Raw genomic sequence first — 13,059 nt, 5'->3', positions numbered from 1 at the left:
TTGTTTTTCCCGACATCATGAGGAAAGCTCATGACCTGCCGGAGGTACGGCAGTCCGCCGTCTCCGCCAGGATCCAGTCGCGGAAGGCGGCCAGCGGCGGATAGCTTGCCCGCTCCGACGGCCAGACGACGTAATAGGCGTTCTCGCTTTCCATCGGCAGATCGAGCGCCGGCACCAGCTGGCCCGACCGCAACTCCTCCTCGATCAGGAACAGCGGAAGCAGCGCCACGCCCAGCCCGGCGATGGCCGCTTGCGAGGCGGTGGCGAACTGGTCGAACAGCATGCCGTGCACGCCGTCGGCCGGCGTGCCGTGCAGGGTCAGCCAGCGCTCCCACGCGTCGGGACGGCTGGTCAGGTGCAGCAGCGGGGCGAGGCGCAGGTCGGCGGGCTGGCGGAAATCGAAGCGGTCGCGCAGGCTCCGACTGCAGGCGGGAATCACCGTCTCGCGGCGCAGCAGCGCCATCTCCCCGCCCGGCCAGTCCGGCCGGCCGAAATGGATCGCGGCATCCACCGGGTCCAGACGGAAATCGAAGGGCGCCATCCGCGTCACCAGATTGATGGTGATGCCGGGATTGCCGGCCAGGAAGCTTGGCAGGCGCGGCGCCAGCCAGCGCGTGCCGAAGGTCGGCAGGATGGCGATGCTGAGCGTGCCGCCATAGGGGTTGGCGCGCAAGTTCAGCGACGCGGTGCTGATCCGGCGCAGGGCGTCGCGCACCTCCCGCACGTAATACTCGCCGCCGGCGGTCAGGCGGATGGTCTGCCGTTCGCGGTGGAACAGCTCGACCTCCAGCAGGTCCTCCAGCGCCTTGATCTGGCGGCTGACGGCGCTCTGGGTCAGCGACAGCTCCTTGGCCGCCGCGGTGATGCTGCCGGTGCGCGCCGCCGCCTCGAAGGCGGACAGCAGGGCCAGGGAAGGAAGGAAGCGGCGCGGGCTCTGCATCAAGGTCTCGGTATCACGGTCTCGGTATCACGGTCTCGGCGGATTTCATTCCGGAATGGAATGACTGGTTGAGCAAAGATCATTTTGCCGAAGGGGGTAGGCAAGTCAATCTTTCGCACCGGGAATGACTGGCGCACAGAACAGACGCGAAAAGGACCTCAGGGGATGCTGAACGATCCGCGGTCGCATGGGCTTTGGGAACGCACCGCACCGGCGGCACCGCCGACAGCACCGCTGTCCGGCAGCGTCCAGGCCGACGTGGTGATCGTCGGCGCCGGCTACACCGGCCTGTCGGCGGCACTGCATCTGGCCGAAAGCGGCGTCAGCGCAGTGGTTGTCGAGGCGGTGGAGATAGGCTTCGGCGGCGCCGGGCGCAATGTCGGGCTGGTCAATGCCGGCATGTGGGTGATGCCCGACCAGCTGGTCAGCACCCTGGGACCGGTCTATGGCGAGCGGCTGATCGAGCTGCTGGGCAACGCGCCGCGCGCCGTCTTCGACCTGATCACCAGGCACGGCATCGCCTGCGAGGACGAGCGCAGCGGCACGCTCCATTGCGGCGTCGGCCCGGCGGGCCTGCGCGAACTGGAACAGCGCGCGGACATCTGGCAGAAGCGCGGCGCACCGGTCCGCCTGCTGGACGCGAAGGAGACGGCGGAGAAGGTCGGCACCACGGCCTACACCGGCTCGCTGCTGGATCTGCGCGCCGGCACCATCCAGCCGCTGGCCTATGCCCGCGGGCTGGCGACGGCGGCCATCGCGGCGGGGGCCCGCATCTTCACCGGCAGCCCCGTGCAGTCGGCGAGCCAGACCAGAGCCGGGTGGGAGGTGAAGACGCCGGACGGATCGGTCACCGCCGACTGGGTGGTGGTCGCCACCGACGCCTACAGCATCGGCCCCTGGGTGCAGCTGCGCACCGAGCAGGTCCACCTGCCCTATTTCAATCTGGCGACGGAGCCGCTGTCCGATGCGATGCAAAAGGCCATCCTGCCGGAACGCCAGGGGGTGTGGGACACCAAGTCGGTGCTGAGTTCCTACCGCTTCGACCGCCGGGGCCGGCTGGTGTTCGGCAGCGTCGGCGCGCTGCGCGGGACCGGAACCGCGGTCCACCGCGCCTGGGCGCTGCGCTCGCTGGCCGCGCTGTTCCCGCAGCTGGGGCCGGTGCGGTTCGAATCCGAATGGTACGGCCAGATCGGCATGACCAAGGACAACCTGCCCCGCTTCCACCGGCTGGACCGCAACGTCATCGGCTTCAGCGGCTACAACGGCCGCGGCATCGCCCCCGGCACCGTGCTCGGCCGCTGCCTGGCCGAGCACATCACCGGCAAACTGCCGGAGGCGGAGATGCCGCTTCCCAGCACCGCCCCCGACACCCTGTCGGCCCGGGCGGTGCAGGAGGCCGTCTATGAGTATGGCGCGCAGGCAACCCATCTGGTCGGAGCGCGGCTGCCGGGGAAGATCTGACCGCGCGCCTTCCCCGGCACATCCTTTACGTTAAAGGCCCCAGGCGCCGCTTTCGGCGGGGTCGACGACCTGGATGTTGTTCTCCACCGCCTTCACGCCGGGGACGCGCTCGGCCGCGATGCGCAGCGCGTCCCGCTGCGACACGCTGCTGACGAAGCCCCAGAGCTGGACGACGCCGTTGCGGACGACGATGGCGTCGTGCGAACGCGAGTCCCACGACAGTTCCTTGACGGCGGCGGCCACCCGCTCCTTCAGGTCGCGGTCGTCAGCCGCGGCGGCCGGCGTTTCCGGCGAGACGCTGGCCAGCGCGCGCAACAGGTTGGCGCGGCTGATGATGCCGACCAGGGCGCCGTGGCGCACCACCGGCACGCGCTTGATCCGCCGCGTCTCCATCACCCGCACGACCTCTTCGGGCGAGGCGCTCTCGTCCACCGTGGTGACGTGGGCGGTCATCACGTCGGCGACCTTGCGGGCATGGGACTTGATGAAATCCTCCGCCGGCAGGGTGCCGCCGGACACCAGCCCGAGCCACCAGGAGCGGTGACGCTCCGTCCCCAGCTCCACCCGGCGCAGCAGGTCGCCTTCGCTGATGATCCCCACCACCTTGCCGGCGGCATCGACCACCGGCAGGCCGCTGATGTGATTCTCCAGCATCGTCCGGGCGGCATCGGCGACGGTCGCGTCCGGGCCGATGGTGATGACCCGCGGTGTCATCAGATCGATTGCTTTCATCGTTTCTCTCCCTTTGATGTCGTGGAACGGAGACAGCCTAGGAGGTCGACAGACGAGAGCGATTGATCTACAGCAATTCGGCACCGGCCTTTCCGCATGATGAAAAATACAAACATCACCCCTGCAAATCCGGTCTGGTCCGCTGGGTCAAGTACTTGACAGAGAATATCGACTTAACCGGACCGGATATCCGCCCGGCTATTTCCGCTGGAGGCCGCCTGCCCCGGCACTTTACTCCGCAATCTCCGCCACCAGTGTGGCGATGGTGCGCTCTTCGGGCGGGGTCGGCGCGCGGTAGAAGGAATGGCCGCCGATGGAGGCGGTCTTCAGCCGCGCCTCCGCCCATTCCGGCTTCTGGCGGCGCAGCGCGGCCTGTGCCGGCGGGCTGTAGAACATCGAGGCGCGGGCGGTCGGATCGGGCAGGTCGTCGTCGTTCAGGTTCCAGGCCAGCCCGCGCGCGGTGCGCAACGCCTCCTGGTCGGGGGCGAGGCGCGTCTTCGGCCAGGACGGCATGCCGCCCGCCCGGATCACCGCGGCCTGCCGGCGAATCTCCGCCAGGATGCGCCGGGTTTCGACACGCGGATCGGCCGCCAGCTTCGCCTGCCGGGCCGCCTTGTCCGCCTGCCTGCCCTTTGCCTTGACCGCCTTGGCCGTCTTCCGGTTGGCGGGCTCGACGGGCGGCGCCGCGAAAGGCTCGAACTGGCCGGTCGCGACGACGACGCGGCAGGGCAGCGACGGCTGATCGGCAGAGGCGGCGCGGTTGGCGACCACCCACATGACGGCCGCCATGGCGTCGGCGCCCTCGCCCCGCGCTTCGGCCCAGCCGGCCAGCGCAAGACAGCGGCGCTCCCGTTCGGCCTGCCACGGGGTCAGCATGAAGACCGAGGCGCCGATCATCACCGCCTGTTTGGCGCCGCCCCGCTTCGGCACGCCGCCCTTCTCGTCGCCGACGAACCGCGCGCAGCCCTTGTCACCCGGCCGGCAAACGGCAGCGCCGTCATCTGCACCGACGGCCTGCGCAGCGGCTGCCGTGGGCGACAGGGCGGCTGCAAGCAGCAGAGTGGTGAGGAGGTTGCGCATCCCAGTCTCTCCGGTTCAGGAAGGGGGACTTCCTTCGACAGGAGCGCGGACTGCAAGTTCCCGGATTCGTCCATCTCTCAGAGAGCTTAAGCCTGAGGGCGGAGGATGTACGCCGTTCGGATTCCGATGGCGTCATGCGGACAAACGAACGGGCTGGAAGCCGTCGGATCCCTCCGGCTTCCAGCCCGTTCGGTGGAATGGGACTGCTGTGACGAGGACGGCGGCCTCAGCCGTCCTTGCGGTCGCCCTGCCGGTCGCCCGGGGGTTTGCCGCCGCCGTCGCCGGTCCAGTCGTCGGTCAGATACTCCTGCGAGCGGCTGATCTCTTCGACTTCCGCGCGGGAAGGCGGCTTCGGCACCTGGGCCTGACCGGACTGGCGGTCGCCGGTCGCTCGGCCGTCCGTACTTTGGCCGCCTGTAACTTGGCCGTCTGCTATTTGACCGTCTGCGGGGTCGGTGGTGCGGGGCATCGGCGCCTCCTTGTCAGCCGGGTATCAGTCCCAGCAAACAGGGGCAAGCCGTCAATGTTGCACCACCGGCCCGGCCTGCGGACCGTGATGCGCTCAGTGGGCGGCGTCGGCGACGGTCACCGGCATGGTCTTGACCATCTCCAGGGCGACGGCGGCACGGGCCTCGTCGGCGGCCAGGATGGCGTTCGGGTTCATCTGGGCGACCGCGGCGACGGCGGCGAACAGGATGGCGCCGACAACAATGCGGGCAATGGCGAACTTGGCGGCGAACTTGGCGGATTCGACATCATACGGGGTCATGGCGGTCTTCCTTCAGTATCGGGTTTTGAATTCCGGCGGCCGGTGTCGCGGCCTGTTGAGGAAGATATTGACACGATCCCGCATGCGCAAAAGAGGAGACATCACATTGCTGTACTGGCTCTTTCGCATTGCAGCATAGCGCTGCGAAAGACGGCGATGAAGCCAATTCTTAAAGCAGATTTACGTTTCGCAGCGCTCTATCGGGGATTATGGGGCTTTCGCAGCGCTATTACTGCTCGCTGTCTGCCCCCATTTAAAACATGTGGTGCGCGGTCGTCAAATGACAACGGCCCGGCGCCGATTCCGCACCGGTATCAGCGGCCGGGCGACAGGCGCTCCGCGCTGGCCTTCAGCGTGTCGATCATCACCTGCTGCGCCTCCTCCGTCGTGTCGGCGGGGACGACGAAGCAGATGGTGGCGATGCAGCGGCCGGACGGATCGCGGACCGGGGCGGCAAGGCAGGTGGTGAAGCGGTCGACCAGCGCCGTGGTGCGGACATAGCCCTGGGTGCGGGCGCGGCGCATGTCCTCCAGGAACTCGTCCTCGGCGATGCGGCGGCCGTCGGGCAGGGTGAAATCCTCCGACGGGATGAAGCGCCGGATCTCCTCGGCATCCAGGTGATCGACCAGCAGACGGCCGGACGCCGTCCAGGGGATCGGCACCTTGATGCCGATCTCGGAGCTGATGCGGAACATGCGCCGCCCCGGCTCATTCAGCACGACCAGATACTTGTCGCCGTCCAGCGTGCAGAACTGCGCGGTCTCCCCCACCGTCTCGGCGATGTGGGCGACCTCCACCCGCGCCTTGCGGATCAGGTCGACGCTGTCGAGGTAATCGCTGCCGTAGTAATGCATCGCCGGCCCGAAATAGACCGTGCCGTCGCCGTCGCGCAGCTCCAGCCAGCGCGCCTCCACCAGCGTGTTGACCAACTCGTACATGGTCGAGCGCGGGGTGCCGGTGTCGCGGGCGATGTCGGCGATGCGCGTCGGAGCGCGCCGGTCGTGCAGATGCTCCATCAGCGCGATGACACGGTCGATGCCGCGGGCGCGGCCCGTCGGCTTTTCCGCAGACTGCTTCTCCTCGGCCTGCTTCACCGCTGCTTCGCCGCTTTTCATCGATCCACGCTCCCTGGTCGTCGCACAACCGATTAGCACGCGGATTTTCGGCTTGCCAGCGGTCTTTGTCCGATATACCGTTCGCTTGTCTGGAATACAAGACCGACGTCCGATATTTCGGACAAACGGTTCGGGAGACGGAAATGACAGGGATCACGCGACGTCTGTTCAACACCGCCCTCGGCACGACGCTGGCCGCAGGCGGGCTTTCCACTGGAATTCTCGGAAGCTGGACCACCCCTGCGCTGGCCCAGCAGGGCGGCGCATCGGTCGTCACGGTCGCCACCATCGGCGAGCCGCCGACGCTGGACCCGGTCGGCACCACGTCCGACCTCGTCAGCATCATCACCCAGCACATGTTCGAGACGCTGTTCACCTTCGACGGCGACTGGAAGCTGGCCCCGCTGGTGGCCTCGGCCCTGCCGCAGGTGTCGGCGGACGGCAAGACCTACACCATCCCGCTGCGCAGCGGCGTCACCTTCCATGACGGCAGCACCGTCACGGCGGACGACGTGGTCGCCTCGCTCGACCATTGGACCAAGGCCTCGCCGCGCGGCAAGACCGTCGCCCCGCTGGTGGAGAGCATCGCCGCCAAGGGTGCGGACGCCGTCGTCATCGCGCTGAAGGAGCCCTTCGCGCCCCTGACCGCGCTGCTGGCGATGAACAACGGCGCCGCCGCCATCGTGCCGAAGTCGGTGATCGACGGGCCGGGCGCCCTGAAGTCGCTGATCGGCACCGGCCCCTACAAGCTGCTGGAGCACAAGCCCGACCAGTATATCCGGCTGGTGCGCCACGACGCCTACGCCTCGCCCGCCGGCACGCCCAGCGGCTATGCCGGCAGCCGCAAGGCCAACATCGGCGAGGTCCGCTTCGTCCCGGTGCCCAACGCCGCCACCCGCGTGTCGGGCGTCCTGGCCGGCCAGTACCAGTTCGCCGACAGCCTGCCGGCGGAAACGCTGGCGCGCATCAAGGGGGCTGCCGGCGTCAAGCCGGTGATCGTCAAGCCGTTCGGCTTCCCGCTGATGATCATGAACACCAAGACCGGCGTGATGGCGAACCCGAAGGTCCGTCAGGCGGTCCTGGCGGCGCTGGAGCCGAACGACATGCTGCTGGCCGGCTTCGGCGATCCCGAATTCGTCCAGGCGGAAGGGTCGATCTACGCCCAGGGCACGCCCTATTACGATGCGGCCAGCGCCAAGCCCTACAGCGACCATGCGGCCGGCAAGGCGGCGGAGCTGCTGAAGGCCGCCGGCTACAAGGGCGAGCCGATCCGCATCATGACCTCGGTGCAGTACGAGTTCCTGTACAAGATGAGCATGGTGGCCCAGGCCCAGCTCGAACTCGCCGGCTTCAAGGTCGATTTGCAGGTGCTGGACTGGGCGACGCTGCTGCAACGCCGCGGCGACGACAAGGGGTGGGACTCCTTCTTCACCTACCACACCTTCGTGCCGGAACCGTCGCTGATCACCGTGCTGAACCCCAGCTATCCCGGCTGGTGGGACAGCCCGGCCAAGAAGGAGGCGCTGGCCGCCTTCAACCGCGAGATGGATCCGGCGGCGCGCAAGGCGAAGTGGGTGACACTGCAGTCGCTGTTCTACAGCGAGGTGCCGAGCATCAAGGTCGGCGAGTTCTACAACCTCGCCGCCAGCAGCGACAAGCTGACCGGCTACACCCCGACGCCCTGGCCGTTCTTCTGGAACACCGACCTGAAGGGCTGAGGGTCGGGATAAACCACTTTCCCAGCCACCCCCCTCTCCCCCCGGGGAGAGGGTCGGGGGGAGGGGGATGCACAGCGTGGATCGGGGAACGATCAGAGCGTCGCAATTCTTGCAAATTCACGACGCGCGTCCCCCTCACCCTAACCCTCTCCCCGGGGGGAGAGGGGACTCCGCTCAGGCGATACTTCCTGCTACGGTCCGGGACCGCAACCATGCTCGTTTACATCGTCCGCCGGTTCGCCGGCATGATGGTCGTCATGCTGCTCGTCGCCATGGTGGTCTTCCTGATCGCCCGCGTCGTGCCGGGCGATCCCGCCGCCGTCATGCTGGGCTCCTCCGCCACGCCGGAGGACATCGCGGCGCTGCGCGGCCGGCTCGGGCTCGACGAGCCGCTGCTGACGCAGTTCCTGCTCTATCTCGGGCAGATCGTCCGCTTCGACTTGGGCGAGTCCATCTTCCTCAACCGCCCGGTGGCGCAGGCGCTGGCCGAGCGGTCGGAGCTGACCGGGCTCTTGACCATGATGTCGGTGGGCATCGCCATGCTGATCGGCGTGCCGGTCGGCATCCTGTCGGCGGCCAAGCGCGGCGGTCTGGTCGACCAGACCGCGGTCGGGCTCGCCATGCTGGCTGCCAGCATCCCCAGCTTCTGGATCGGGCTGACGCTGATCAAGTATCTGGCGGTCGACCATGCTTGGTTCCCGGTCGCCGGCTACGGCCCGCCCGACGCCGACCTGCTGGAGCGCATGCGCCATCTGGTTCTGCCGGCCATCGCACTCGGGATTCCCAACTCGGCGCTGATCCTGCGCTTCACCCGCACCAGCATGCTGGACGTGATGAGCCACGATTACGTCCGCACCGCGCGGGCCAAGGGGCTGCCGCCGCTGGTCGTCGTGCTGAAGCATGCGCTGCGCAACGCGATGATCCCGATCCTGACGGTGATCGGCCTGACCACCGCGGTGATGATCGCCGGTGCCATCGTGACGGAAACCGTGTTCGGCCTGCCCGGCGTCGGCAACCTGATCGTCTCGGCCGTGCTGCGCCGCGATTATCCGGTGATCCAGGGCGCCCTGCTGGTGGTGTCCGCCATCTATGTGCTGATCAACCTGACGGTCGACCTGCTCTATGCCGTGGTCGATCCGCGGGTCCGTTATTGAGAGGGAGGGTTTCGATGGCAAGCGTCCCCGCCGGTCACGGCAACGTCCCCCTTCCCTCCTCGGCCAAGCCGCAGAACAGCCGGTCGCCGGCCGCCCTGCTGCTGCGCCAGCTGTTCCGCCGCCGGCTGGTGGTGCTGTCCTTCCTGATCATGCTGGCGATCCTGGCGGTGGCACTGCTGGCGCCGTGGATCACCCCCTTCAACCCGATGAAGATGGACATCCTCGGCCGGCTGAAGCCGCCGACCGCCGCCCACTGGTTCGGCACCGACGAGTATGGCCGCGACGTGCTGTCCCGCGTGATGCTGGGCGCCCGGCTGTCGCTGCTGGTCGGCCTGCTGGTGGTGGTGGTGGCGACGCTGCTCGGCACGCTGCTGGGGCTGGCCGCCGGCTATATCCGGCCGCTGGACGGGCTGCTGATGCGGCTGACCGACGCGCTGATGGCCTTCCCCGACATCCTGCTCGCCATTGCCTTCATGGCGGCGCTGGGGCCGTCGCTCTACAACGTCGTGCTGGCGCTCGGCATCGTCTACACCCCGCGCGTCGCCCGCGTGGTGCGCGCCGCCTGTCTCGTGGTGCGCGAGATGCCCTTCATCGAGGCAGCGACGGCGCTGGGGGCCTCCACCCCGCGCATCGTCTTCCTGCACATCCTGCCCAACCTGATATCGCCGATCCTGGTGCAGGCCACCTTCATCTTCGCCTACGCCATCCTGACGGAGGCGGCGCTGTCCTTCCTCGGCGTCGGCGTGCCGCCGACCACGCCGACCTGGGGCAACATGATCGCCAGCGCCCAGCAGTATTTCCAGCAGGCCGACTGGCTGATCCTGTTCCCCGGCTGCGCCATCGTCCTGACCGTTCTGTCGCTCCAGATCGTCGGCGACGGGCTGCGCGACGCGCTCGACCCCCGGCTCCAGAAGGCGAAGTGAGATGACCGATACGCTTCTCATCAAGGGCGCCCGCGTCATCGACGGCACCGGCGCCCCCTGGTTCCCCGCCGACGTGCTGGTGGAGCGCGGACGCATCGCCGCCGTCGGCCCGATGCTGGACGCCCCGGACGCCGAACCGCTGGAGGCGCAGGGCCGCTTCCTCGCCCCCGGCTTCATCGACGCCCATTGCCACGACGATTTGATCCAGCTGCGCCAGCCCGGCCGGCCGGAGAAGGTGGCCCAGGGCGTCACCACCGTGGTGGTCGGCAACTGCTCCTTCGGCCTCTACCCGCAGAGCCCCGACAGCGGCGCCCCCTTGCGCGAGCATTTCGGCAACCTGCTGGGCACGGTGACGACCCAGGAGACCTTCGCCGATTTCGCTGGCTACCGCGCAGCACTCGACGGACGCGGCACCGCCATCAACCTCGTCTCGCTGGTCGGCCACGCGGCCCTGCGCCTCGCCGTCATGGGCTGGCAGAACCGCGCCGCCACGACGGACGAGCGCGAGGCGATGGTGGCCCTGCTGGCCGACCAACTGCGCCAGGGCGCACATGGCCTGTCGCTCGGCCTCGTCTATCCGCCCAGCGCCTGGGCCGACCGCGCCGAGCTGGTGCGGCTGGCGGAGGTGGTGGCGGAGAATGGAGCGCTGCTGACCGCCCATGTCCGCTCCTACGAGGGCGGGCTGATCGCCTCGGTGGACGAGTTCCTCGACCTGCTGAAGGCGGGAGGAGCGAGCGGCCTGCTCTCCCACCTGCAAGCCGCCGGGAGGCCCTATTGGGGCAGCCTGCCGCGGGCGGTGGAGCGGCTGGAGATCGCCCGCAAGGGCGGCACCGACGTCAGCTTCGACATGTACCCCTACCCGGCCGGCTCCAGCACCATCCTGCAACTGCTGCCGCCCTCGGCGCTGGCCGGCGGGGTCGAGGCGCTGCTGGCGCGGATGGCCGATACGGAAGGGCTGGCGGCTCTGCGCCGGGCGGTGGAGAACGGCGAGGCGCCGAATGACGCCGGCTGGGAATCCAAGAATCCGCCTGATCGGCTGGGAGAATGTCCGCATCGGCGGCGTTTCGGCAGATGACCTGCGCACCCTGGAAGGGCTGTCGCTGACCGAAATAGCCGATGTGGCGAAGGAACAGCCCTTCGACACGCTGGTCCGCCTGATCCGCGCCGACCGCGGCCGCACCAACATCGTCATGTTCCAGCTGGCCGAGGCCGATCTGGAGACCGCGCTGTCGCACCCGCTGCACATGCTGGGCTCCGACGGGCTGCCGCGCGAGACCGGCAAGCCGCATCCCCGCGCCTTCGGCAGCTTCCCGCACTATCTCGCCCGCGCGATCCGGGGCGAGGGCGGGCTGGGGCTGGAGGATGCGGTGCGCCACATGACCGCCGTCCCGGCCCAGCGTTTCGGCCTGTCCGACCGCGGGCTGGTCCGGCCGGGCATGGTGGCCGATTTGACCCTGTTCACCGCCGACGTGGCGGATTGCGCGACCTTCCAGGACCCGACGCGCCCGCCCCACGGCATCACCGACGTGCTCGTCGCCGGACAATTCGTCCTGCGCGACGGCGGGCACACCGGCGCGCGTCCGGGCAAGGCCCTGGCCCGCGCCTGATCTTTCAACCTGTGAGGACCGAATGACCAACCGCAAGCCGATCTTCGCCGAAAAGGGTGCGAAGCCCGCCGGCCAGTACAGCCACGCCATCGTCGCGAACGGCTTCGTCTATGTGTCGGGCCAGGGGCCGCACCATCCGGAGACCGGCGCGCTGCCCGAGGATTTCGCCGGCGAGGTGCGCCAGACCCTGCGAAATCTGGAGATCATCCTGAAGGCCGCCGGCACCGACCTCGCCCATGTGGTGAAGGTCAACAGCTACCTCAGCGACCTCGGCCGCTTCCAGGAATACAACGCGCTCTATTCGGAATTCTTCCCGACCGAGCCGCCGGCCCGCACCACCATCGGCTGCCAGCTGAACAACATCCAGGTCGAAATCGACTGCATCGCCGTCCTGCCCCAAGCGTAAAACAAGGCGGCGTAAGGTTCAGAGTACATGGCCGATCCCATGGCGCCGCCGCCGGGATCGGCCCATTCCCCGAATTCGTGTTCCGGAGCGGTCCCATGCGCGTCGACGATCTCGACACCCCCGTCCCCGTCATCGACCTCGACCGGGTCGAGCATAACCTGACCAAGATGCAGGCCTATTGCGACCGGCACGGGTTGGCGCTGCGCCCGCACATCAAGACCCACAAGCTTCCCCAATTCGCCCTGCGCCAGATCGAGCTGGGCGCCGTCGGCATCACCTGCCAGAAGATCAGCGAAGCGATGGTGATGGCCGAGGCCGGCTGCGCCGACATCCTGCTGACCTACCCCATCGTCGGCGCCGCCAAGGTGTCGCCGCTGGCGGATCTGGCCGGCAAGACCAGGCTGACGGTGGCGCTCGACAACGCCGTCGCCCTCGACACCGTGGCCGCCGCCGCGGCGGAGGCCGGCGTCGAGATCGGCATCCTCGTGGAGTTCGACAGCGGCGACGGCCGTTGCGGCGTGCAGACCCCGGACGAGGTGCTGACGCTGGCCCGCCGCGCCGCCGGCAACGGCCTGACCCGCTTCCGTGGCCTGATGACCTACCCGCGCGGCCCCCGCACCGTGCCTTTCGTCACCGAGACGCGCGCCCTGCTGGAGGGATCCGGCATCGCGGTGGAGACGGTGTCGGTCGGCGGCACCCCCGGCTGCTGGGACACCCACGAGCTTCCCGGCGTGACCGAGCTGCGCGTCGGCACCTACATCTACCACGACCGCGCCACGGTGGGCGCCGGGGTGGCGACGCTGGACGAGTGCGCCGTGCATGTCCACGCCACCGTGGTCAGCCGCCCCACCCCCGACCGCGCCGTTCTCGATTGCGGCAGCAAGACCCTGTCGAGCGACCGCGTCGCCCCGTCGGTGGGGGAAGGTTACGGCCTGATCCTTGACTACCCCGACGCGGTGATCGTCCGCGTCAACGAGGAGCATGCGGTGGTCGACCTCAGCCGGAGCGCGGCGAAGCCGCAGATCGGCGACCGCGTGCGCATCCTGCCCAACCATGTCTGCGTGGTGACCAACCTGCACGACCGCATGGCGATCACCCGCAACGGCGAAGTCGTCGGCGACTGGCCGGTGCCGGCGCGCGGCTGCACCCGCTGA

General features: G+C 68.6%; 14 protein-coding genes. 8 read left to right on the top strand and 6 right to left on the bottom strand.

All coding sequences use genetic code 11. From position 1 onward, the window contains the following. Positions 1 to 28: 28 nt before the first annotated feature. Positions 29 to 940 carry a LysR family transcriptional regulator gene (locus ACWPN8_RS23730; protein ID WP_492242501.1) on the bottom strand — a complete coding sequence of 304 codons (912 nt, stop codon included), beginning with the start codon at positions 938 to 940 and terminating at the stop codon, positions 29 to 31. Between the two features lie 165 nt (positions 941 to 1,105). Here ACWPN8_RS23730 and ACWPN8_RS23725 point away from each other — a divergent pair, with 165 nt between their 5' ends. Beyond that, on the top strand, positions 1,106 to 2,401 hold the full coding sequence (locus ACWPN8_RS23725) for an NAD(P)/FAD-dependent oxidoreductase (RefSeq protein ID WP_492242500.1): 1,296 nt from the start codon (positions 1,106 to 1,108) through the stop codon (positions 2,399 to 2,401). A 30-nt stretch (positions 2,402 to 2,431) separates the two neighbouring features. Here ACWPN8_RS23725 and ACWPN8_RS23720 read toward each other — a convergent pair whose 3' ends face one another. The 5 genes from ACWPN8_RS23720 to ACWPN8_RS23700 form a co-directional block, all read right to left on the bottom strand. Then, positions 2,432 to 3,133, bottom strand: a complete 702-nt coding sequence (locus tag ACWPN8_RS23720; RefSeq protein WP_492242499.1) for a CBS domain-containing protein — start codon at positions 3,131 to 3,133, stop codon at positions 2,432 to 2,434. A 231-nt stretch (positions 3,134 to 3,364) separates the two neighbouring features. Next, entirely contained in the window at positions 3,365 to 4,213 is an 849-nt protein-coding gene (locus ACWPN8_RS23715; protein ID WP_492242498.1) for a cell wall hydrolase, read from the bottom strand. A gap of 226 nt (positions 4,214 to 4,439) precedes the next feature. Then, on the bottom strand, positions 4,440 to 4,682 hold the full coding sequence (locus ACWPN8_RS23710) for a hypothetical protein (protein ID WP_199237611.1): 243 nt from the start codon (positions 4,680 to 4,682) through the stop codon (positions 4,440 to 4,442). A 93-nt stretch (positions 4,683 to 4,775) separates the two neighbouring features. Then, positions 4,776 to 4,982 (bottom strand): hypothetical protein, encoded by a 207-nt coding sequence (locus tag ACWPN8_RS23705; RefSeq protein ID WP_109447644.1) that lies wholly within the window; start codon positions 4,980 to 4,982, stop codon positions 4,776 to 4,778. Between the two features lie 314 nt (positions 4,983 to 5,296). Further along, positions 5,297 to 6,097 carry an IclR family transcriptional regulator gene (locus ACWPN8_RS23700; RefSeq protein ID WP_109447642.1) on the bottom strand — a complete coding sequence of 267 codons (801 nt, stop codon included), beginning with the start codon at positions 6,095 to 6,097 and terminating at the stop codon, positions 5,297 to 5,299. A gap of 143 nt (positions 6,098 to 6,240) precedes the next feature. On the opposite strand from ACWPN8_RS23700, the gene ACWPN8_RS23695 reads away from it, so the two are divergent. The 7 genes from ACWPN8_RS23695 (at position 6,241) to ACWPN8_RS23665 (ending at position 13,059) form a co-directional block, all read left to right on the top strand. Continuing rightward, positions 6,241 to 7,815 (top strand): ABC transporter substrate-binding protein, encoded by a 1,575-nt coding sequence (locus tag ACWPN8_RS23695; RefSeq protein ID WP_492242497.1) that lies wholly within the window; start codon positions 6,241 to 6,243, stop codon positions 7,813 to 7,815. 212 nt (positions 7,816 to 8,027) lie between these two features. Continuing rightward, positions 8,028 to 8,969, top strand: coding sequence for an ABC transporter permease (locus ACWPN8_RS23690; protein WP_109086964.1), 942 nt, complete (start codon positions 8,028 to 8,030; stop codon positions 8,967 to 8,969). Between the two features lie 14 nt (positions 8,970 to 8,983). Next, a complete protein-coding gene (locus ACWPN8_RS23685; protein WP_492242496.1) occupies positions 8,984 to 9,892 on the top strand; it encodes an ABC transporter permease in 909 nt (302 codons plus the stop codon). Position 9,893: 1 nt separating this feature from the next. After that, entirely contained in the window at positions 9,894 to 10,967 is a 1,074-nt protein-coding gene (locus ACWPN8_RS23680) for an N-acyl-D-amino-acid deacylase family protein (RefSeq protein WP_492242495.1), read from the top strand. Then, positions 10,891 to 11,499 carry an amidohydrolase family protein gene (locus tag ACWPN8_RS23675; protein WP_492242494.1) on the top strand — a complete coding sequence of 203 codons (609 nt, stop codon included), beginning with the start codon at positions 10,891 to 10,893 and terminating at the stop codon, positions 11,497 to 11,499. Before ACWPN8_RS23680 ends, ACWPN8_RS23675 begins: the two co-directional genes overlap by 77 nt. Positions 11,500 to 11,521: 22 nt before the next feature. After that, positions 11,522 to 11,905: a RidA family protein gene (locus ACWPN8_RS23670; protein WP_094304977.1), complete on the top strand. Its 384-nt coding sequence runs from the start codon at positions 11,522 to 11,524 to the stop codon at positions 11,903 to 11,905. Between the two features lie 95 nt (positions 11,906 to 12,000). Next, a complete protein-coding gene (locus ACWPN8_RS23665) occupies positions 12,001 to 13,059 on the top strand; it encodes an alanine racemase (RefSeq protein ID WP_492242493.1) in 1,059 nt (352 codons plus the stop codon).

This window comes from Azospirillum sp. UENF 112521 (assembly GCF_058780665.1).
Note: the sequence above shows the minus strand (reverse complement) of the source record. Positions and strands in the feature narration are given on the sequence as shown.